The 21,550-nt window shown below is 47.2% G+C and carries 15 protein-coding genes and 2 pseudogenes; 7 read left to right on the top strand and 10 right to left on the bottom strand.

The features are described from left to right. The first annotated feature begins 192 nt into the window (after window positions 1-192). The 4 genes from gltB (at window position 193) to mdoH (ending at window position 9,051) form a co-directional block, all read left to right on the top strand. The gene (gene gltB / locus LFX25_RS06125) at window positions 193-4,689 is read left to right on the top strand and encodes a glutamate synthase large subunit (RefSeq protein ID WP_238731518.1); all 4,497 of its coding nucleotides are present in this window, start codon (window positions 193-195) and stop codon (window positions 4,687-4,689) included. Window positions 4,690-4,863: 174 nt separating this feature from the next. Further along, a complete protein-coding gene (locus LFX25_RS06130; protein ID WP_238729442.1) occupies window positions 4,864-6,468 on the top strand; it encodes a glucan biosynthesis protein in 1,605 nt (534 codons plus the stop codon). Then, on the top strand, window positions 6,452-6,883 hold the full coding sequence (locus LFX25_RS06135; protein WP_238729443.1) for a hypothetical protein: 432 nt from the start codon (window positions 6,452-6,454) through the stop codon (window positions 6,881-6,883). Before LFX25_RS06130 ends, LFX25_RS06135 begins: the two co-directional genes overlap by 17 nt. Further along, window positions 6,880-9,051, top strand: a complete 2,172-nt coding sequence (gene mdoH / locus LFX25_RS06140; RefSeq protein WP_238729444.1) for a glucans biosynthesis glucosyltransferase MdoH — start codon at window positions 6,880-6,882, stop codon at window positions 9,049-9,051. The genes LFX25_RS06135 and mdoH overlap by 4 nt, the downstream gene beginning before the upstream one ends. Here the strand turns inward: mdoH and LFX25_RS06145 are convergent. From LFX25_RS06145 to LFX25_RS06175, 8 genes and pseudogenes are all read right to left on the bottom strand, one after another. Beyond that, window positions 9,048-9,587: a DUF1564 domain-containing protein gene (locus tag LFX25_RS06145; protein WP_238729445.1), complete on the bottom strand. Its 540-nt coding sequence runs from the start codon at window positions 9,585-9,587 to the stop codon at window positions 9,048-9,050. The two genes, mdoH and LFX25_RS06145, sit on opposite strands and share 4 nt — an antisense overlap. Window positions 9,588-9,869: 282 nt before the next feature. Continuing rightward, the gene (locus LFX25_RS06150; RefSeq protein WP_238729446.1) at window positions 9,870-10,997 is read right to left on the bottom strand and encodes a glycosyltransferase family protein; all 1,128 of its coding nucleotides are present in this window, start codon (window positions 10,995-10,997) and stop codon (window positions 9,870-9,872) included. Further along, window positions 10,994-11,857, bottom strand: a complete 864-nt coding sequence (locus tag LFX25_RS06155) for a TrmH family RNA methyltransferase (protein WP_238729447.1) — start codon at window positions 11,855-11,857, stop codon at window positions 10,994-10,996. The genes LFX25_RS06150 and LFX25_RS06155 overlap by 4 nt, the downstream gene beginning before the upstream one ends. Further along, window positions 11,824-12,702: a class I SAM-dependent methyltransferase gene (locus tag LFX25_RS06160; protein WP_238729448.1), complete on the bottom strand. Its 879-nt coding sequence runs from the start codon at window positions 12,700-12,702 to the stop codon at window positions 11,824-11,826. Before LFX25_RS06160 ends, LFX25_RS06155 begins: the two co-directional genes overlap by 34 nt. Further along, window positions 12,680-13,351, bottom strand: a pseudogene (locus LFX25_RS20925) (class I SAM-dependent methyltransferase); the annotation flags it as partial. The gene LFX25_RS06160 and the pseudogene LFX25_RS20925, both read right to left, overlap by 23 nt. A gap of 224 nt (window positions 13,352-13,575) precedes the next feature. Then, window positions 13,576-14,062 (bottom strand): annotated as a pseudogene (locus tag LFX25_RS20930) (SAM-dependent methyltransferase); the annotation flags it as partial. A gap of 38 nt (window positions 14,063-14,100) precedes the next feature. Next, entirely contained in the window at window positions 14,101-15,390 is a 1,290-nt protein-coding gene (locus LFX25_RS06170; protein ID WP_238729449.1) for a citrate synthase, read from the bottom strand. Between the two features lie 137 nt (window positions 15,391-15,527). Further along, window positions 15,528-17,777 (bottom strand): lytic transglycosylase domain-containing protein, encoded by a 2,250-nt coding sequence (locus tag LFX25_RS06175; RefSeq protein WP_238729450.1) that lies wholly within the window; start codon window positions 17,775-17,777, stop codon window positions 15,528-15,530. A 61-nt stretch (window positions 17,778-17,838) separates the two neighbouring features. Here LFX25_RS06175 and LFX25_RS06180 point away from each other — a divergent pair, with 61 nt between their 5' ends. Continuing rightward, window positions 17,839-19,182 (top strand): tetratricopeptide repeat protein, encoded by a 1,344-nt coding sequence (locus LFX25_RS06180; RefSeq protein WP_238729451.1) that lies wholly within the window; start codon window positions 17,839-17,841, stop codon window positions 19,180-19,182. A gap of 72 nt (window positions 19,183-19,254) precedes the next feature. Here the strand turns inward: LFX25_RS06180 and LFX25_RS06185 are convergent, their stop codons facing one another. Then, window positions 19,255-19,653 (bottom strand): type II toxin-antitoxin system VapC family toxin, encoded by a 399-nt coding sequence (locus LFX25_RS06185; RefSeq protein ID WP_238729452.1) that lies wholly within the window; start codon window positions 19,651-19,653, stop codon window positions 19,255-19,257. After that, on the bottom strand, window positions 19,637-19,915 hold the full coding sequence (locus LFX25_RS06190) for a FitA-like ribbon-helix-helix domain-containing protein (RefSeq protein ID WP_238729453.1): 279 nt from the start codon (window positions 19,913-19,915) through the stop codon (window positions 19,637-19,639). The genes LFX25_RS06185 and LFX25_RS06190 overlap by 17 nt, the downstream gene beginning before the upstream one ends. 244 nt (window positions 19,916-20,159) lie before the next feature. Here LFX25_RS06190 and LFX25_RS06195 point away from each other — a divergent pair, with 244 nt between their 5' ends. Both LFX25_RS06195 and LFX25_RS06200 read left to right on the top strand, forming a co-directional pair. Beyond that, window positions 20,160-20,927, top strand: coding sequence for a hypothetical protein (locus tag LFX25_RS06195; protein ID WP_135781095.1), 768 nt, complete (start codon window positions 20,160-20,162; stop codon window positions 20,925-20,927). Window positions 20,928-21,045: 118 nt separating this feature from the next. Beyond that, window positions 21,046-21,489 (top strand): bactofilin family protein, encoded by a 444-nt coding sequence (locus LFX25_RS06200; RefSeq protein ID WP_010575404.1) that lies wholly within the window; start codon window positions 21,046-21,048, stop codon window positions 21,487-21,489. The last annotated feature ends 61 nt before the right edge of the window (window positions 21,490-21,550 follow it).

The following is a 21,550-nucleotide window of genomic DNA, read 5'->3' on the forward strand; positions in this document are numbered from 1 at the left end:
AAGAACGAGAATTTGATAAGCGGAAATCTGCGTTTCTTATTTCAATCCTGCCTTTTAAAAGAATGTTTTCAATTTACGCAACTCTCAATTTACTGGATAATAGCTGGGGAATTTTGCTGAAATTTCAGCCATAGGCGCGCCCGACGTCGTTGTTAACCAGGGAATTTGTATCATGAGGGATCTCGGCAAATGATGAATGATGTAAGAGAACAGTTGCAGCTTCAAAAGTATCTTGAGGAGAACGGTCTGTATGAAAGATCGTTTGAACATGATAACTGCGGAGTGGGATTTGTTGCTTCCTTTCAGGGAGAAAACAGTCACAGAATCGTCTCTATGGGACTCAAGGCGGTCGCATGCCTGACGCATAGGGGGGCGGTCGACGCAGATATGGTTACCGGAGACGGAGCCGGTATCATGATTCAAATTCCTAAGAAGCTGTTTGCAACCTACATCGAAGAAATGGGTCACCGCAGACCGGACGAGGATTCCATCGGTGTCGGAATGATCTTTCTTCCGAGAGAAGACATCGATAAACAGGACATGTGTCGCAGTCTCGTCGAGTCCGCGCTCATGGAATTCAATTTTAAACTTTATGCATGGAGATACGTTCCGGTAAATCCGGAAGTTCTCGGGCCGAAGGCGAACCAATCCAGACCTCAAATCGAACAGGTTCTGATCGGTAAACCGGAAGGAATGTCCAACGAGGACTTCGAAACGAAGTTATTCTTAATCCAGAAAAAACTGATGAGAGACGCGGATCGTCTTTCGCTTGCGGGAGATCTTTACATCTGTTCCCTTTCCTCGGAAAGAATCGTGTTCAAAGGACTCTTCAACGGAAACCAGGTTTCCCAGTTCTACGAAGACTTGAACTCGGAAGAAATGGTTTCTCCGTATTGTATCTTTCACCAAAGATATTCCACCAACACGTTCCCATCTTGGGCGCTCGCGCAGCCCTTTCGGATTCTCGCGCACAACGGAGAGATCAACACGATCGCCGGAAACAGAATCTGGATGCTCGCACGCGAAGAGGAACTCGAGTGCAAAAAATGGGGAGAATATCAAAAGGAAATCCATCCGATCATCCGTCCTCACATGAGCGACTCCGCGAGTTTGGACAACGCGATGGAAGCGATCGTCCGTTCCGGAAAGGACGTTCTTCAGGCGAAGGCGATGCTCGTTCCGAACGCGTGGTCCAAAAACCTTACGATGTCGGAAGAGTTGAAAAGCTTTTACGAATATAATAATACTTTAATAGAGCCTTGGGACGGTCCCGCGGCGCTTGCGTTTGCGGAAGGCGACTGGATCGGCGGCGCGCTCGACAGAAACGGACTTCGTCCGGCCCGTTACGCGGTCACCGAAGACGGTCTTTTGATCATGGGATCGGAAGCCGGACTCGTTCAAGTCGACGAAGAGATCGTAACCAAAAAAGGACGTCTCGGTCCCGGAGAGATGATCGGGATCAATTTAAAAGAGAAAAAGCTCTACTACAACGAGGACATCAATTCTCTCTTCGAAAAGAAATACGACTATAGAGAATGGTCCAAAGAGAACGTTTCGTATCTCAACCAGGATCTCGACGCGTCGATACAGGAGACGATCACCTACAAAGGAGACGATCTCAGAAGAAGACAGGTTCTTTTCGCTTATTCTCCGTTTAAACAAAAGTCGGTGATCAAACCGCAGGCGCATCAGGGAAAAGAAGCGATCAGCTCCATGGGGGACGATACTCCTCTGTCGATTCTGATGCTTTCGCGCATCGGTCTTTACACCTATTTCCGTCAGAGATTCGCGCAGGTAACCAATCCTCCGATCGACTACATCCGTGAAAAGGGCGTGACCTCTCTTTACACTCGTCTTGTCAAAAAGATGAACCTGTTCGGAGACGATAAACCGCAGAACTGTCTGGTTCTTTCCCATCCGTATCTCACCAATCTGGATCTGAAACGGATCCGCGAGATGGACGGAAAACCGTATAAAATTCTCACGTTAGACGCAACCTTCGAAGCTCATATCGAAGCGGAAGCGAACACGAATCGGAACTATCTCGAAAAAGCCCTCGACGCTCTTCTCGAACAAGCGTTACAGGCGGCGAAATCGGGAACGAACATTCTCGTTCTTTCCGATAAAAAACTTTCGAAAGAACGCGCTCCGATTCCTATGGAACTCGCGGTCGCGGCGGTTCACAACCATTTGATCCGCAATAAGACGCGCTCCGCCGTTTCGATTCTTGTGGAAACCGGTTCCGCATTCGAAATTCATAATGTGGCCGTGTTGCTCGGTTACGGAGCTTCCGGCGTAAACAGCTATCTGATCTGGGACACGTTATTCGATCTTTGGGAAAAGGGAGAATTCGACGCGGAAGACGGAACCCGTCCGGCATTCCACACGATCTGCGGAAACTACCGCTACGGTGTGGACGACGGACTTCTCAAGATCATGTCCAAAATGGGAATCTCGATTCTTTCCTCTTACGTGGGAGGACAGGTGTTCGAGGCGATCGGACTTTCGAGAACTCTCGTGTCCAAGTATTTCCCCGGAACGTATTCGCGTATTTCCGGAATCGGAATCGGCGGGATCGAACAGAACATTCTCCGAAATCACGAACAGGCATTCTACAAAGAACTCAATCCGGAAGACTTCATCTCCGAGAAGGACGATCAACCTCACCGTTGGTCTCCGAGAGTCGTTAAATTCTTAAGAAAGGCGGCGGTCGACAACGACTACGAAGCGTTCAAAGAAGCGACTAAGATTCTCAAGGAAAGCGATCCGATCAACATCCGCGACTTGTTCGACTTCGTAGCCAGAAAGCCGATCCCGATCGAAGAAGTGGAAACCGTCACCGAAATTCAAAAACGTTTTTTAACGCCTGGAATGTCTCACGGTGCGCTGTCCATCGAGGCGCATACGGATCTCGCGATCGCCATGAACCGCTTAGGCGCTAAGTCTTCTTCCGGGGAAGGCGGGGAGAATCCTTCCCGTTACGTCGTGAACGAAAAAGGGGATCTCGCGAATTCTTCCATCAAGCAGATCGCTTCCGGAAGATTCGGCGTGACTTCGGAGTATTTAAACTCCGCGACCGAAATCGAAATCAAAATCGCACAAGGTGCAAAACCGGGAGAAGGCGGTCAGCTTCCCGGTAAGAAGAACAACGAGGAGATCGCGACCAACCGTCATACGCCGATGGGGATCGATTTGATTTCTCCTCCGCCTCACCACGATATTTATTCGATCGAAGATTTGTCGCAGCTCATCTACGATTTGAAGATGGCGAACCACAAGGCTCAAGTTTCCGTGAAACTCGTGTCCGAAGCGGGCGTGGGAACGATCGCGGCCGGTGTTGCAAAAGCGAACGCGGATGTGATTCTCATTTCCGGTCACGTGGGCGGAACCGGCGCGGCTCCGATCACTTCGATCAAGTATGCGGGTTCTCCCTGGGAGCTTGGTCTTTCCGAAACACATCAAGTTTTAGTAATGAACGGACTGCGCGACCGCGTCGTGTTAAGAACGGACGGCGGTATCGTATCCGGAAGGGACGTGATCATCGCGGCTTGTTTGGGTGCGGAAGAATACGGAGTGGGAACCGCTTCTCTGGTAGCTTTAGGTTGTATCATGGCGAGAAAATGCCACTTGAACAACTGTCCGACCGGAATCGCGACTCAGGACATCAAGTTCCGCGCGAAATACAAAGGATCTCCGGATCAACTCGTAAATCTTTTCACTTGTCTCGCTCTCGAAGTGAGAGAATATCTTGCGGAACTCGGATTCAGATCGATCGACGAAATCATTGGAAGAACCGATCTTCTCAAGCAGATCACACGTTACGAAAGGGATCGTTTGGATTCTCTCGATCTCAATCCGATCCTGGTTCGTCTTCCTCTTTTCTACGATCCTACGAAACAGAAAAAAGACAGATCGGTCCGCAAGGAGCCGATCGGAGAAGTATTGGACGATCGTATCATCAAGGACGCGGAAAAAGCCCTTGAAGGAAAATCTTCCATGGCGCTTTCCTACTTGGTGCGCAACACGAACCGGACCGTGGGAGCGAAGATCTCGGGTCTCATCGCGAGAAAATACGGATCGAAAGGATTGCCGGGTAAACTCGAAATCATTTTGGAAGGAACCGCAGGACAATCGTTGGGAGCTTGGCTCGTCAAAGGAGTTCAGGTCACCTTACACGGAGATGCGAACGACTACGTTGGAAAAGGACTTTGCGGCGGTGTGATTGTGATCAAAAAACATCGCAAGTCGAAACTCAAGGCGTATGAGAATACGATCATCGGAAACACATGTCTTTACGGAGCGACCTCCGGAAAACTTTTCTGTTCCGGAAGAGCAGGAGAACGTTTCGGAGTCCGTAACTCGGGAGCGGAAGCGGTGGTCGGGGGCGCAGGAGATCACTTCCTCGAATACATGACCAGCGGAACCATCGTTTGTCTCGGAAGCGTAGGCAAGAACATGGGAGCCGGTATGACCGGAGGAACCGCGTATTTCTTCCAAAAGGGATGGGACATCCAACCTCTTCTCAATAAGGAATACGTAAAGACCGTGGATCTGGAAAACGGAGACTACGAGATTATCAAGAACTTGATTTCCGAACACTCCAAGTTGACCGGTTCCGATCTCTCGGAAGGAATCTTAAAGGACTTTGAAGGAAACAAAAATTATTTCGTGAAGGTAGTTCCGAAATAATCCCTTCGAAACGACGAACGGAAACTTCCCTGAAACGGTCCTAATTGCAATTAGGCGATTCAGGGAAGAATTTCGAATCGTTTCTCTTTGATTCAAAAGAAAGAATCTTCTCATTGAAGAATTTTCTAAGAAGCGCTCTCGAAAGAGGGCGGCTTTCGATCTGGAAAGAATACAATGTTAAGAATACACATAGCACTCGCATTTTTCGCTACGATACTTCTCTTTGCCGTCGCAAACAGACAGCAAAAGAAAGAATCGGAGATCGACTTTAAATTTCCCGAAACCGAAGAAACCGTAATCCTCGACCCGGTATCCGGGATCAAAATCCCCGTGACCAGATTCTCTTTCGAGGATTTGAAAAAGAAAGCGAGAAGCATGGCGCATGGACGTTATGTGAAACCGCAATTCGTTTCCACACAATTTTTAAAAGGACTGAGTTGGGATCAGTATAAGAACATCCGCTTTCGACCCGAATCCTCTCTTTGGAAAAAGGAAGGAAATCCGTTTCAGATCCAATTCTTTCATCCGGGACATTTATACAATACGAACGTGACCCTTCACGAAGTTCGCTCCGATTACGCGAGACAGATTCCGTACGACGAAACGTATTTCGATCTTTCCAATTTGAAGGTGCAGGGAAAAATACCGGAGAATCTAGGTTATTCCGGATTTAAGATTCATTATCCGTTGAATACCCCCGAGCACACGGACGAGTTCACCGTGTTTCAAGGCGCGAGCTATTATAGGATGGTTTCCAAGAAACAGGTCTACGGATTGTCGGCGCGCGGAATCGCGATCAATACGGGAATGCCATATCCCGAGGACTTTCCGGGTTTCACTCATTTTTGGATCGTTCATCCCGACAAAACCGATTCTACGATTTTCGTTTATGCATTGTTAGACGGCAGAACCGCGACCGGAGCCTATGAATTTCAAATTTCTCCGGGGAAGGTTTCTTCCGTACACGTGAACGCGGAGGTTATTCTTCGAACCAAAGTGGATCGATTCGGAATCGCGCCTTTGACATCGATGTATTGGTATTCCGAAACCCGCGGGATTCCGGAAGGGCAAGCCTATCCTGAGTCTCACGATTCGGACGGACTCATGATCGAAAGCGGAAAAGGGGATTGGGTTTGGAGACCTCTTGATAATCCGAAACGAGTCACGCTCAACTCGTTTCAGGATGAGAATCCGAGAGCCTTCGGTTTAATGCAGAGGGATCGAAATTTTGCGAGTTATCAAGACAACTCGATGAAGTATCATCTGAGACCATCCGCTTGGGTGGAACCGGAAGGAAATTGGGGAAAGGGAAGCATACAACTTCTGCAAATTCCCACGGTAAAGGACTCGGACGATAACATCGGGGCGTTTTGGGTGCCCGCGAATTCCCCCGCACCCTTACAACCTTACGAATTCAGCTACACCATACGCTGGTTAAACGAGGATCCTCTTCCGGAGGAACTTGCAAAAACCGTTTCCACAAGGATCGCTCCGGTTCCGGGAGAATCCGATATGCGCGTGTTTTATGTGGACTTTGCAGGCGAAAAGCTCAAAGCAATGGATGCGTTCACTTATCTGCAGGCGTCGATCGACACGGGAGATAACGCGGAATTAACGGATTATAATATTCAAAAAATTGAAGAGACCGGCGTATGGAGACTTACTTTCCGCGTGGTCCAAAAAAACAGATACAAAGCCGCGGAACTGCGCGCCGTATTGAAAAAAAATCAGGAAGACCTGAGCGAGATTTGGACGTTCACTCTTGAATCCTCGATCTGATCACGACAGTCGTTCCGGAATCCGAAAGGAAGAACTGGCTCGGGTTTATTCCAAAGTGAAACTGTACTGTCTCGCTTCCGGAATCACCGACCCGATCGAATTGCACGAAATTCTTACCCGATTTTTACGTTCGGTCGAAACGAAATCCCTTTCAAGTTCCGCAGCGAACGAGTTCGGTTGGGAGGAAGAAGCAATGAAACTCTTTCTGAAATCCGGATCGGTTCGTTCCGAAAAAAAGAACGAAGCCGGTTTACCCGCCATCGAACCGTCGAGTATGATTCCGAACCCGGTCGACTTCGGGCCATTAGGTGATTTGGCGGAACCGAAGGAAAAATTGGAACCTGTCGCGGTGATTTTTTCCGTTCTCTTCTGGGGAATCGTATATACATCCTTACTCTACGGACTTTTAAGTTGAATTCCTCCGAAAAAGAAAAACCGGGAACGCTTGTCGATTCCAAAACACAGAGTTATCGCCGTTTGAGTTTCGGGGGACTGTTGTTCTTTTTCGTAATCATCGGCGTCTTTTTGGAAGTTCAGTTCTTATCCTTTCAGTCGATCAGTCCGTTCGAATGGGCGACGCTGATTCTTTTCTGCCTTTTGTTTCCCGTCATATCCTTCGGGGCGGCGACCGCGTTGATCGGTTTCGTACAGAAAATCCGGGGAGGGGACCCGTTGCGGATCTCCCGAATATTAGAAAATTATACTATTCTAGAGGATGAGATTCCCCCCGTGGCCGTCGTAATGCCCATCCATTGCGAGGATGTTACGCGCATTTTCGCCGGGGTAGAACTGATGATGGACGAGATCGCCTCGAACGGACTCGCACAGAAAACGGATTTTTTCATTCTTTCCGACACTTCCGATCCGAATCTTTGGGCGCTGGAGGAAAAAGCTTTTTATCACCTAAGTCAAAAACCGGCCAACCGAGGGAGAATCTACTACCGAAAAAGAAGAGTCAACTTGAACAAGAAGTCCGGCAACATCGCCGATTTCTGCAGAAGATGGGGCAAACGATATAAATACATGATCATCCTGGACGCCGACAGTATCGTCACGGGAGAATGTATGAAAAATCTAATATACCTCATGGAAAAAATTCCGAACGCGGGAATCATACAAACCGTTCCCGAAGTGATCGGAGCCAAATCCATCTTCCAAAAACTTTCCGCGTTTGCGGCCTGGGTAGGAAATCCGGTTTTCGGAGCGGGTTCTTTTTTCTGGCAGCTTCGTTCGGGACCGTTTTGGGGACACAATGCGATCATTCGATTACAGCCGTTTATGAAATACTGCGGGTTGCCCGGACTTCCCGGTGAAAGCGCGATCGGCGGAAAAATCTTGAGTCACGATACGATCGAAGCGGCCTTGTTTCGAAAAGCCGGTTACGGGGTTTGGTTTGCTTCCGATCTGAAAGGTTCGTATGAGGAAGCTCCGCCTAACGTGCTGGAGGCGCTCAAACGGGACAATCGTTGGTGTCAGGGGAATCTTCAGCATTTTTGGTTTTTGTTCGGGGGTAAACTCCGCTTTTCCAGTCGATTGCAGATTTTACTCGGGATCTTTTCTTATTTCAGTTCTCCGCTGTGGGCATTGATGCTTTTGTCTTCTTCTTTGACGACGATCGAGGACGTGGATTTTTTTAGACTCGCATTGTTGCCCGAGGATTGGATCGCGTTTCGCGACGACCTTTATCTTCCGGTCGCCTATACGCTGCAAGGTTATACCTTGTTTGTCCTGTTTCTTCCGCGCATCGTTTCGTTTTTGGAAGTCTCTTTTTTTAGAAGAAAAGAATGGGGCGCCTCGTTTTTCTCTTGGACGTTCTCTTTTTTGACGGAGTTTCTCCATTCGGTTTTGATGGCGCCCGTTTATATGGTTCAATATACAAGATTCATTCTTCTTACATTCTTAAATCGTAAAATAGAATGGGGACCGCAAAACAGGGACGCGGCATCGGGACCCGATAACAGGTCATTGGCATATACCATTCTTCCCGCTTCGTTTTACGGTTTGGGAATCGGAATCTGGATGTTCGTGACGTATCCGATTTTATTCTTTTGGTTTTTACCTTTATTGCTCGGTTGGATTTTCGCGTATCCGTTGGCTCTCTTGACTTCCTCTACTCCAAAGATACAAAATTTGTCGTTCGGATTTTTGAACAACCCGCCGGAGCAAAGAGAACGTAAACTTCTCGAAGCTCTGGAGCGAAACAGAAACGAGTATTGGAAAACTGTGGGAGGAGAAGACCGCAGGCGCGGGATTTTTCTTTCGATCGTTGATCCTCGTCTGAACGGATTTCATCGTTCCCGATTGCGCAAACGCGAAAAAGAAACTCCCGCCCGAAAAAATTATCTGCGCTCTCTCTGCGACAAATTGAAAACGGAAGGACCGGAAACGTTTAAAAATCAGGAACTGCAAAGAATTCTTTGGGACCATGATTCCGTGGCGGAACTTCACTCGTGGTTTTGGACGGCGGACGTGCGCGGGCTTTCTTCCTGGTGGAGAAAATCTCTCGCGGATTATAAACGCGATATTTTGTTAAACGAAGTCGGTTCGGATGTTTTCGACGGGGCAGTTGTCGGCGAAACTTAGGAATCGTACCAATCTCGGTAGTCTAACATGAAGAATGTATCGTGCGGATAGCATTGCAGACTTCTTACAATGCTGTTTTTTAGAAGATCGAGGTCGAGGATATATCTGTAGTTCTGGTGAAACGTAGGACCTCCTTCGTTCATAATATTATCGATAGAATCCCCAACCCCGGAAGTTTCCAACCACAGAAGATAATTAAAAAGAAAACAACGAGAAACTCCGTGCACGTGGGCGAGTGTGCCGAACAAAGCCCAGCTGCCTGTGCTCAATCGGACGTTGATCTTTTTCATTTTTGCTTTTCCCGGACTCGGCTGATACAATGTCTTACCGGCCTTCTTCCCCAAACGTTTTGTCGTCGAAAGAAATTTAGAATATCTCTTTAACAAAATGGGAATTCTTTTCGGAAGGTTTCGCCTTTCTTGATCGGGATAACGAAGCAAAGTATATTCAGGGACGAGGAGCGTAACTACATTGCTTGTTTTTTCCTGAAGAGAAGATCGAATCTCATGATTCGAGTGTAATAATAAAATGCCCATACCCGAAGCGGTTTTACCGAGCGACGATAGGGAACCCTTGTCGAACCTGCTCCCTAATTTTTTCAAAAAAAAGTTTAAAAAATTTTTACATAAACAAAACAATCTACAAATTCGAAAAACGATCCAATCTAAAAGAACTGGCAAAAAATTTCCCGACAAATACTGTTTTTCCTCGTTTTGTAAATCGATGGATTCGCAGATAACCGATCGGATTGAAATTATAATAAGTCAAGATTTTGCAGATCAATCGATCCAAAGATTTGAAAGTCCGCAAACCGCAATTTAAACTAACTTCAGAAAAACGGAAACGGCGTGTTTTACGTCCTCTCTTCCGTCCCGTGCAAATAAAGGAGAAGGATTTCCATTCCAGCGTTTCGCGTCCGCGATCGCTCTTTCAAACCGGAACGAAAACAGATCTTCGTTCGAAAGAAAGGCCGAAGGAATTTCCTCCCGGAGGGATCGATGCAGATAGGGAACTTCCGGAAAATTTCCGCGATCCGTATAAAGAACGGGCGTGTTTGCATACACGGCTTCACTTAAGATTCCATAACCCGGTTTCGTGATCACATAATCGCAGGCGGCCAAAAGATCCGGATAATGCAGATCGGAAAGTTTGAGGATACCGTTTCTTTGTTTTTTGGGAATCTGCATTAAATCGAAGTCGGTGGCTCCCGAAATTACGATCTTATATTTTTCCGGGTCGAGTTTGTCCCAATCGAAATGCGTCGTTTCCACTCCGTACGCGCCGAAGGAAAACAAAAGATAGATACGGTCTTCGGAAAGTTCGAAACGTTCTTTTGCGGCTTTTTTACTCAAAAGCGGTCTGCGTCCCACCAACCCGATTTGTTTTTGTTCCGCTAAGGATTCCGCGGGGCAGGCAAAGGGAAGAAGAAGGCCGAACGTCGCATAATAATATTCTTCGTAGAGGGTGCGGGCAGTTTGCTCGAAAACGACGGATTCTTTCGCGTAGCCGCCGTAGATAAAATCCCAAGTGAAGTTTCCAACGAATAAAGAAGGAACCTTGATCTTGTCGGCGACTATAAACGGCAAAGAGGCGGAATCGGAAAGGATCAATTCGGTTTCAAAATCCAAACAGGATTCGATTTCAGAAATTTGAATATACGATTTTTTTGATTCGAATTCTTCGAGGCTAGCCTCTGTTCCGCGTATGTCGATCGAAAGGGAGTCCTTCTGCATCATTCCCACGTCGACCTGCTTTTTACGGACGTGCAGACGCTCGACGTTTTTAGAATCTTCTTCGCTTAAAGAGAGGGTCGTTAGGAATTGTTCTCGGACCGTGACGAGATCGATTTCCAAATCCGGAAAGCTGCGGAGCAGATATAAAATGATTTCCATGGATCGGCTGATATGACCGAATCCGTGTCCGCTGACGTAATAGGTGAGTTTCATTTCGTGCCGACCTGACGGATCACTTCGTACATTACGATTCCCGCGGACATTGCGAGATTGAGGGAATCCGCTTCTCCGAACATGGGAAGGGACAGGTATTCGTCGGAATTGCCTCTTGCATACGGAGAAAGTCCGTATTGTTCCGAGCCGAAAACGAGCGCGATTTTCCCTTTGAGATCCGCGTTCGTATAAAGCTTTTTCGCCTCCGGTGTTACGGCTAACGTTCTGTATTGATTCTTCTTTAGAATTTTATAAATTGCCTCCGTTTCGCCCAGATATACGTCGAGGGTGAACAAGGCTCCGGTGGACGCGCGGATCACGTTCGGATTAAATAGATCCAGCCGAGGATCGGCGACCAGAACGGTGTGAAATCCCGCTCCTTCCGCGGTGCGAAGAATCGTTCCGAGATTTCCCGGTTTTTCCACCCCTTCGATCACCAGAATCGGTTTCGAATTTTTGAATGCGTTGGTTTCTTTTTGAAATGCGTCGAGTCCTGTGTCGAAAAATTGGGCCGTCGCAACGAGTCCGTCCGGCCGATCCCGATACGAAATCTTTTCGAAAACCTTTTTAGGAACGCGTATATTTTTAGCTCCGATCGAACGGATAAGAGAATATTCGTTTTCTCCTAAAAAACATTCGGGAGAGTAAAGGACGTTTTGGAATTTCAACTTTCCGGATTTGGAAGCGCGTAGAATTTCGCGATACCCTTCGATAAAAAAAAGACCGGAAGATTCCCGATGTTTCTTTTCCTTAAGGTTGGAAATATTTTTCAGCTTCTCGTTCGAAAAGCTGGTGATCTCCAAAAACGAAATATCCTTTTCTTCGTTCAAAGCGAAAGTCTCTCCGATACATAGATACAATTCGATCCTGCGGGGTAAAGTCTTCCGCTTTCTTCCGGAATGGAAAGTTCGCCGAGATGGAACTTGCCCCGGTTGCGGATTCTTCCCTCCAAAATCCTTTGTAAGGCGAGAGGGCTGAATCCGGTGGAATGACAGGTAAGAACGATAAAGTCCGGTTTGCCTCCGCAAAGTTGCATCAAAAGATCCATCAACTCGGGAAGATCCTTTTCGATTTTGAAAACTTCTCCGCTCGCTCCTCTTCCGAAGGTGGGCGGGTCGAGGATGAAGCCGCGGTAATCCTTTCCGCGTTTGATTTCTCGTTTTAAGAATTTCAATACGTCCTCGACCATCCAACGCACCTTTTTATCCGCGAGACCGGATGCGTTTGCGTTGTCGCGGGCCCAATCCACCATTCCTTTGGAGGAATCGAGGTGACACGCGGACGCCCCTCCGTCTAACACGGCCAAGGTGGAAATTCCCGAATACGCGAAGAGATTCAAGACCTCTTCCTCTTTTTTGAGTTGGGAACATAATTTCTGGATTTTTTTCCAGTTTTCAAGCTGTTCCGCGAAGATTCCGAGATGTCCGAACGGGGTGAATTTTATCTTAATGGAATATTCTAAAATTTGAACATAGAATTCTTCTTCCACCTTTTTATTCCAGGTCCAGGCGCCTCCGCCTTTGTCGGAGCGGACGTATTCTCCGTGAACGTTTTTCCAGAGCTGCGGTTTGGTCGCGGGCCAGGCGGAAACGGGAGAAGGGCGTATGATCGTATAAGGTCCGATTTGTTCTAGTTTTCGAAAATCTCCGGAGTCGATCAGAGTGTATGTTCCTTCTAGGCTTTCAGTTTTTTTTGCAGTTTTCATAGATATGTACCTTAAAATAATTTCCTTCGGGAAAGTTCTTTCGCACCGGATGATCCTCTTCCGGTCGTAAGCTGGTGAACGTTTCGAAACTCCAGCCTTTCGTTTTGAGAATGTTTTTAGCGAGCGATTCCAGCTCCCTCGACTGAATTCTTCCCGAACAGGAACAGAGGATGATCGTCCCCGATTCTTCCAAGGACGCAAGACAGTTTGTGAAAAGATACGAATAGGATTTCAGCGCGTTCGGTTTCGACTTCCCGTCCGGTGTCAGATTCGGCGGATCGATCACGATCAGACCGAAGGTTTGGCCGCGGAGAACTTCTTCCAAGTCCTGGAAAATATTTTTTTGAACGAACCTGTGTTTGCACGAAGTTTCGCTTCGGCGTTTGCTCAACGCTCTTTGAAACGAATCCAAAGCTTCCTTAGATCCGTCAACGGATACGACGGAAGAGGCTCCTGCAACCTCCATGCAGATCGACGTTAAACCGGTGTGCGAGAATAAATGAAGACATTGTTTGCCGCGACTCAATTCCCTTTTTTCGAGCAAATAGCGGCGCAGGTTTCTGAGATCTAAAAAAATACCGCCCTTTTGTCCGGGAAGTTCCACGGGAAACGAGACCTCTTTCAATCGGATCGTTTCGCGAATGCGGAGTTGCACGATGCGTCTTGCGTCGGCGCCGGTCTTCCAATTTTGATCTTCGTTGTTTTTAGGTCCGGCGTCCGCTTTCGTCTTTTCGATTTCCGCTTTTCCGCGCCAAATCCTCGGCTCGCGTCGTTTTACCGTTCCGGAAGAATTTGCTAATGCGACATGGGATTGGGCCGCGTTGACGGACTGGACATTGAAAACGCCGACCGTCGTTCCGGCTGAACCGATTTGATCCTCTCCCGTTTTTTCGGGAGGATCGAACACGATCCGTTTCGGTTGCGGTTCTTCTAATTTAGAATTTTTGCATAGATCGTACAGATTCCAAACGAGCCAACGGCCGTAACCCATCAGAGAGGAAGAATAAATTCTCACCACCCAAGTTTGCGCCAAACGATCCACGGTTACTCCGGGAAAAAAATCGTTTTCTCCGTGCAGAATTCGATACGCGTTCGTTTCTTTACGAACCGCCGCGCGGCGTCGAATCGCGGAGACCAAATTCTCCCGTATTTTTTCCTTTTGAAACTCGGGTAAAAACTGAATGATGCGGATCCGCACGAGTCCCGTCGCCGAATAGATTCCGGTCGCAACGGGTTCGTTGTTTGTCGAGACGAGATTCAGCCATTGTCCGTTTTTAAACGGAGAAGCCGCTGTGGAAAGATTTCCGCTGAAGATCCAGGGATGTTTTCGTTGAAGAGAGAGTTCGCTCTTCCGGTTCAGCTGATATCTGCGGAACCGGAAGTTTGTTTTGTGTGCGTTCAGGCTTTTTTCTTGGCGTCTTTGTAGGAAGTTTCGGTCGCTCCGACGTAGATCTGTCGTGGACGGCCGATTTTCATATCGGTCGATTCGATCATTTCTTTCCACTGAGCGATCCAGCCAGGAAGACGCCCCATCGCAAACATCACGGTGAACATGTTCACCGGAATTCCGAGGGCGCGGTAGATGATTCCGGAGTAGAAGTCCACGTTCGGATACAACTTTCTTTCGACGAAGTAAGGATCGTGAAGAGCCGCTTCCTCGAGTTCTTTAGCGATATCTAATAAAGGATCTTGAACCCCGAGTCGTTTTAACACGCTGTCGCAGGCCTTTTTGATGATCTTTGCGCGAGGATCGAAATTCTTGTAAACCCTGTGACCGAATCCGGAAAGACGGAAGGAATCGTTTTTGTCCTTCGCTTTTTCCACGATCTTTTTCACGGGTAGTCCACTCGCTTGAATCTCCTGCAGCATTTCAAGAACTTCCTGGTTCGCTCCGCCGTGTCTCGGTCCCCAGAGGGCGCAGATTCCCGCGGAGATCGCACCGTAGAGGTTTGCAAGCGAGGAACCCACCAAACGCACCGTAGACGTGGAACAGTTTTGTTCGTGGTCCGCATGAAGGATCAAAAGAAGGTTCAAGGCTTTTACGATTTCAGGATCGACTTTGTATTCTTCGCTCGGAACGGAGAACATCATGTTCATGAAGTTCGCGCAGTAGTCCAGGCTGTTCAAAGGATGGATCGTAGGTTGTCCGATCGATTTTTTATACGCGAACGCCGCGATCGTAGGGAATTTCGCGAGAAGACGGATCATGGAGATATGTCTGTGTTCCGCGTTTTCGGGATCGTACGAATCCTGATAGTATGTGGAGAGGGAACCGATCATCGAAGACATGATCGCCATCGGGTGACCGTCTTTCGGAAATCCGTTGTAAAGACGTTTGAGATCCTCGTGGATCAAAGTGTGCATCGTGAGTTCATCGTTCCAGCGTTTGAGTTCCGCATCGGAAGGAAGTTTTCCGTAGATCAAAAGGTAGGCTACTTCGGTGAATGTCGAATTTTCCGCGAGTTGTTCGATCGGAATTCCTCTGTAACGTAAGATTCCGAGTTCTCCGTCGAGAAAGGTCACCGCGCTCGTGCAGGCTCCCGTGTTTAAATATCCGTTGTCCAGGGTTACGTATCCCGTCTGCTGACGGAGTTTTGAAATGTCTACTGCCTTCTCGTTTTCGGTGCCTACGATGATCGGGAGTTCGTATTCCTTCCCGTCGATCTTCAGAATTGCTACCTCGGCCATGTTCCTCTCCTAGAGTAGTTGTTCGTTGTTTTCGCCGAATTTAAGATCCAATCGGCGGCTTGAAAAATTGCGCTTAAAATCGTTTCAGATTCCTATCCTATTCTTTCCGCCAGATAGACAATCTAAAAAATTGAATTTTAGAGGTTCTTATACTTCCTTAAATTCTGATAGTTGTAATAGTTCGAACTTACGATCCTGCAGTAGTCGCGGGGTTCCTTTACGGGAAGTTCTTCCAAGAAATGATTGAAGTCCCCGCGGTAATGATTCCGTTTCCATTTGCGGAGATTTCCCGGACCGCCGTTGTAGGCGATCGAAGCCCACTGAAGATTTCCGTTCGAAGCGACTAGATAACGCAAAAACCGCGCTCCCATCTCGATCGAAACCTCGGGATCGAACAAAGAGTAAGAATCCAGATTCATCCGTTTAGCAAGCTCTCTTCCCGTGGGTCCCATGATCTGCATCAAACCCCTCGCATTGGAAACCGAAACCGCGTTCTCTTTAAAAAAAGATTCCTGACGCATGATCGCGTAAACGATGTCCTCGTCGATTCCGACGTTTCCGGAAATCGAAGAGACCAAACCTCTGTGCGGTCTCGGATAAATTCTCGCCGCGAGTTTGGATGGAAGAAGAATCACGTCGTCGCTGAGTTTTTCTTTTTTCATGAGCGATCTTGTGTGAAAGACTGTAAGATAGGCGGTCCCGGTTTGTTCGCCGAGCGCCGCGAGAATTTCCTCTTTTTCGTTTTCACCGATTCCCTGTTGGAGTTTATATCTTTGCACCAAAGAAAGAGCGTAGGCCATCTCTCCGACTTCGAGATATTCCTTTGCGGTTTGGAGATAACGGTTTCCCCGAATCTTAGAATGTGCGTTGTCGATGCGCACGTTCAATTGAAACGCGGCTGCCTGCGTAGCAAATTCCAAATCCTTTCCTACGATCTTTCCGGAAAGTTCGGGAATCCCCGCGGTCAAAGAAAGATATTCGAAAAGGTTGTCGCGGTTCCAAGTCGGATTGGAAGGAAGAGGGAAGGCGGAGATTTCCTCCTGAAATTCCTCCCGGATCACCCGTGTATAATACGACCCCGGAATGTGTTTGTAATACGACTTGAGCCATGAGTTGAGTTCTTCGGTTCTTCCGTTCTTTTTCAAAAAACGAAGATACCAATAGACGAGTCTTCCTTTTACGGGAAGATCGGGAATTTTCCGAAGCGCGTCCTTCCAATACGCGTCTCCCATAAAGTTTTCGTGATTTCCAGTGAGGAGGTCGATGAGTTCGTCTTGTCGGATTAAATTCGTGGGATTTTTTTCGAGAGAGTCTATTAGATTTCTGAAATATAAATCCTTGTTTCCCTGTTTTTTATACGCTCTGGCGTAGCTGTATAAAACCTCGTCGTTCTTTTCGGCTCCTGAGTCGTTTAACAAATCCAAGGCCTTGCCCGAAAAACTTTGGTTGGTCAGCTCTCTCGACATCGCCGCGGTGAAATCCGGATTGGCTCTCGCGAGTCCCGAGTTGCGGCGAAAGAAGTTCGGAAGCGATTCCGGTTCGTAGGCGACCAGAGCGCGCGCGGTGTTTCGGAAGGCTTCTCCCTTGGAAAAGGAAACCTTTTCCAAATCCTTAGCGGAGAGAAGATGTTTTTTTCCGGAGGCGTCCAAATGCGGAAGAAACAAGGCCGCCCGTTCGGGAGTGAGAGACAGATAAAAGGAATTTCCTTTCCAGACTTGCAGATCCTCTAAGATGAATTTTTTCACCGAAGATAAAACCGCGGGGTCCTCCAAGATCGAATAGAAGATCGACTCGGCTTTTTCGGTGTTTCCCGATTTATAGAGCGATTTCGCATAACGGTACAAAATCATCGGAGAAAAAATTTCCGCCTGCTCGCGGTCGGTGAATCCTTTCGCGAAATCCAGACATTCCTGGATCATTCCCGCTTCGTAATAAATCTTGAAAATTTCGGAGATCGCGTTCTGCGAGAGAGGATCGTTTTCTCTCGGAAACTTCTTCAAAAGTCCGATCAATTCTTCCTTGCCGAGAATCTTTCGATGCGCGGCTTCTTCATAGAGTTTCCAAAGCGAAAGACGCGTGACGATCGAAATCGACGGAAGCGGAGAATTCAGGATTTCCAAAAGATCCTGTCTTCCCGGAGAAGACACCATTCTCCCTTTGAGAAGGGAAACGAGATAGGAAAACTTTTTGTCCCGGCTACCGTCCGGATGCTCCTCGTGATAGCGGACCAAGGCGTAAACCTCGGACTCGGTTCCCGGATGACGCTCCCGAAAAATGCGGTGTATTTTTTGAAGGCTGTAGGATTTGATCAGATATTTGAGATCATCGTTTGCGTAAAGATTGCCGAAAATGAAGAGGAGTAGGCTGGTCAGGGCGAATTTTTTCATTCGTATTCTTTCTTTACTTACCTTTTCGGCCTAAGGATTCAATCGCAAAAAGGAAATTCCCATGCAAATCCTGGAAAAAGAAAAAACGAACGATTTGTGGCCCGAGATCACTCTCTCCTCGTTCGCGGAAAAAAAATTAACTCCGGAGGAAACTCCGATCGCAGAGATCGTTTTGCCCAGACGCAAAAAGAACGAAGGTCCGGTTCCGCGCAATCCAGAAATCCTAAGACTCAAATCCAAAATTTTGGAATATTTTTCCGGCGCTCTCAACAAGGTTCATTCTCCTTTTTCCAGTTTGAGAATCGACTTGCTCGGAGAATTCCGCTTTCAATCCGACGCGACTTCTCCGTTCGAGGAGGAAGGTCTTTCCGAGCGCGAAAAAAATCTGCTGAAAATTTTCTTCGAGGAACTTTTGGACAAAGCCCTGGAAGAACACCAAGCCGATCCGGAAGTTTTTCAGGTTTTGGAATCCTTTCTTTTGCACGAACAGGAATTGGACGAATATCTCGCACTGACTCAGGTTTACGACCAGGATCTTCCGTTCGTAGTGGAGGCGAAACAGCTTCTCGCGCTCATGGGAAAAATTGAATATTCCGAATCTTTAATGGATAAGGGTTCGTCCCGTTTTCAAAAGTACGGCGCGCTCTGGAAATTCGGAGGTCTTCAGGTGGAAGATCGGGAAACGATCTACGATCTCGTCGTCACGGGGGAGGAGCCCGGGCTGCTCGGACTTGCGTGGCTTCTTTTCAAACACGAAACCACCGGATTTAGAACCGTGTTCCCCATCGAACGAAGGGTGCTTTCTGTGATCGAACATCTCAGTTCCGAAGAAAAGGAATCCTTTTTTAAGGCATATTCTTCCCGTCACGGTTATCTGGAGAACTATTTCGTTTTAAAAAGAATCCGTCCCCGCGAATACAGAAAGGCATGGCTCGAGGGGGAAAAACGGAAAAACGGAAGATCGGTTCTGCTCGGTTCCCTTCAGGAAAATATCCTCGCGAGCCAGGACGAGTCCCTCGAAAAACGTTATGCGCTCTTGAAGGAAAATCATCTCGTTTACACTCTCGGTCCTTTCGAACTTCTGATTCTTTTGAACTCCACGGAATCTTCGAACGTGCAAAAAGAGATCGGAGGTTTTTCGGAACGACTTCCGGATTCTTATCTTACGCGTAGGGCGAAAGCGGCGCTTCTCTTTTTCAAAAAAGAATATGAGAATTTTCTAAACTCTTTGGAGCAATGCGGGCGTTTCCGTTTTTCTCCCGAAATGTTGTATCTGCAGGGTTTGGCCTTGATCGAGGTCGGTCGGTCCGACGAGGGGATCGGAATTTTGGACAGTCTTCTTTTGAAATTTCCGGATTCGGATTATCTGCGTTTGGTTTTGGAGCGTTACAAGAGGCAGTCTTGAGAAATGTAGGAACTCATACGGATCCGAGAAAGGTTTCGATCCGGTTTTAAAATATTAGTTTTCAATTCGGAGTTACTTCGCCCAATTTTCGATTCTTAAATCCGGAATTTTTTGAAAATGTTTTTCGTTGTTCGTAACCATCGTATAATTCAGATACAAGGCTGTTGATCCAATTAACAGATCGAAGTCATCGATTGCGGTTCCTTTTTTCCGTAAGAATGCCTTCAGCTCTCCGAACGTTTCTATGATTCCTCGAGTAAGTTCTACTACGGGAAATAATTCGCCGATCCGGTAAACCGTCGCCAGGTTTTTTTCCCTACTTTGGGATTTTTTGGCGCCATAGACCAGTTCACCGTATGTGATTACGGAAATCGATTTAGAAACGTTCTTTTTATCTAAAAAATTCCGATGAACCTTTTCATGTTCTTTCAAGCTGTAAATGATGATGTCGGTATCAATCAAATAGCTCATGAATGATTTTCTCCCGCTTGTTTTTGGATCGCGAGGAGCGCAAATCTTTGACGATTTCTTTTGCTTCCCGTTTATCAAGCCATGAGTTTGAAAGTTTCAGAAATTCTAACGTTTGTAATTCCGTTTCTAGTTGATCGCGTTGAAGATGTTTTTGTATAATCATCACCACTTCCTGGCTGATCGATCGGTGTTCCATTTCCGCCCGTCGTCTCAACGATTCGTAAAGTTTGTCGTCTATATCGCGCACTTGCAGATTGGCCATTTATTGTTCTCGTTTACCGTTTTATATTTAAAACGAATTTTCATGTATTTGCAAGCATTATTCATGCTGATTTTTAATCCAGATTTGAATCGTTTTCGGAAAGAAACGGAAGAAGCGCTTACGCCCCGAACTTCCCTTGACAGATCTTGAGGGAACGGGGAAAATTGGGTCGTAACAAAACATCATGGCGTTCCTCGAATAGGACGCAGTCCGTGATCTTAAGGAATCAAGAGAGTAATATCCAATGGCAATCAGTCACGAACAAATTCTCGAACTGCAGAAATACCAGAAGATGATCCATCAGCTGGAAAAAATATCGAGGGAGTCGAAGAACGACGAACAACGCTATCGCGTTTCGAGGGATTTGGAAAAATACAGAAACAAGATGAAGGACATTTCTCCCGAAGGAATTCCGGACAACTTGGACGTGGCCGCCGAACAGATCAAACGATACAAAGACAATCCGAACGAGGCCGGAAGAATTCTCGCAAAATATCCGGTTATGAAAATTTCTCCGAACTCCAACGATCCCGAGGTCAATCAGATCGGAACTTGGATCAACGTCATGGACCGGGAATATCTTCCGATCCTCAACGAAACACACGTCCGTTTCGACTTCTCCCATACGAACGAAAAGGACGGGGTCGTCAAATACATGGAGAACATCCGCAGAAACATCAAGGTTCTCACAGAAACCATCGAGGAATTTCATGCGGCCGAAAAACAGGAATTCCGCGAACAGCTCAGTCGTATGAAGAACAAACAGACTCGGATCTTTATTGCGGAGGCGTTCGAGATGTTTCAGAAGTTCAACGAATTCCTCAACAAGGTTCTGAAAGAGGCCAAGGAAGTGGGCGGGGTCATTATGAACCTGGAAGATCCGATCCGCTTCAATCCGAGATTCGAACGGGCCACCGAGCTGGAAGGAAAGGCGATCATGGACGCTCTCAGGGAGTTTCAGGAGTTCACCGCCGAGGCTCTCGATCGCATCAACGTTCCTAATATTCGTTGATCTTTCCGGACTTCCAATTTTCAAGACAAGGTCTGAAAAATCCTTTTCCGTCTGACGGGATCTGCATATTTAGTGATTTTAACTCCCTCCGAAAAGGACATACAGGAAAAACAGGCGCATGGCACTCGTTAAAAATTCATCCGAAGTTACGAACTCCACCATCGGAGAAAATTCCTACTTCAGCGGAAAATTCTTTATCAACGGATCTCTCAAGATCGACGGAAAATTCGAAGGTAAGTCCTTACAAGCGGAACAGCTTTATATCGGCGTTACCGGTAAGGTAAAAACCAACATCACCGCAGCCAGCGTTATCATCGAAGGAATCGTTATCGGGAACATCACCGCAAGAAACAGAGTGATGCTTCTTCCCACTTCTAAAATTCTCGGAGACATCCGCACTCCGGAGTTGATCATTCAGAACGGGGTGATCCTCGAAGGACGTTGTATGATTTCCAACGATCTCAAACACTCCGCGAAAGATCTGATCGATCTCGAATACTCGAAAGATTCTCTCAGCGTGGAAAAAATCTTCGGTAAACAATCCGGAGCCGCAAAAGAATAATCGAAACGGTTTCTTTTCGGGGAAGAATTTACAACGCTCTTCTCCGAATCGAAAACCCAGC

The organism is Leptospira sanjuanensis, from assembly GCF_022267325.1.
GTDB lineage: Bacteria > Spirochaetota > Leptospiria > Leptospirales > Leptospiraceae > Leptospira > Leptospira sanjuanensis.

What these genes read in the sequence shown, in the direction of transcription:
- LFX25_RS06130 (WP_238729442.1), top strand. Translation starts at nt 4,864, where the DNA reads ATGTTAAGAATACACATAGCACTCGCATTTTTCGCTACGATACTTCTC.
- LFX25_RS06175 (WP_238729450.1), bottom strand. Translation starts at nt 17,777, where the DNA reads ATGAAAAAATTCGCCCTGACCAGCCTACTCCTCTTCATTTTCGGCAAT.
- LFX25_RS06150 (WP_238729446.1), bottom strand. Translation starts at nt 10,997, where the DNA reads ATGAAACTCACCTATTACGTCAGCGGACACGGATTCGGTCATATCAGC.
- LFX25_RS06145 (WP_238729445.1), bottom strand. Translation starts at nt 9,587, where the DNA reads ATGGGCATTTTATTATTACACTCGAATCATGAGATTCGATCTTCTCTT.
- LFX25_RS06180 (WP_238729451.1), top strand. Translation starts at nt 17,839, where the DNA reads ATGCAAATCCTGGAAAAAGAAAAAACGAACGATTTGTGGCCCGAGATC.
- LFX25_RS06170 (WP_238729449.1), bottom strand. Translation starts at nt 15,390, where the DNA reads ATGGCCGAGGTAGCAATTCTGAAGATCGACGGGAAGGAATACGAACTC.
- LFX25_RS06185 (WP_238729452.1), bottom strand. Translation starts at nt 19,653, where the DNA reads ATGAGCTATTTGATTGATACCGACATCATCATTTACAGCTTGAAAGAA.
- LFX25_RS06160 (WP_238729448.1), bottom strand. Translation starts at nt 12,702, where the DNA reads ATGAAAACTGCAAAAAAAACTGAAAGCCTAGAAGGAACATACACTCTG.
- LFX25_RS06195 (WP_135781095.1), top strand. Translation starts at nt 20,160, where the DNA reads ATGGCAATCAGTCACGAACAAATTCTCGAACTGCAGAAATACCAGAAG.
- LFX25_RS06190 (WP_238729453.1), bottom strand. Translation starts at nt 19,915, where the DNA reads ATGGCCAATCTGCAAGTGCGCGATATAGACGACAAACTTTACGAATCG.
- gltB (WP_238731518.1), top strand. Translation starts at nt 193, where the DNA reads ATGAATGATGTAAGAGAACAGTTGCAGCTTCAAAAGTATCTTGAGGAG.
- LFX25_RS06200 (WP_010575404.1), top strand. Translation starts at nt 21,046, where the DNA reads ATGGCACTCGTTAAAAATTCATCCGAAGTTACGAACTCCACCATCGGA.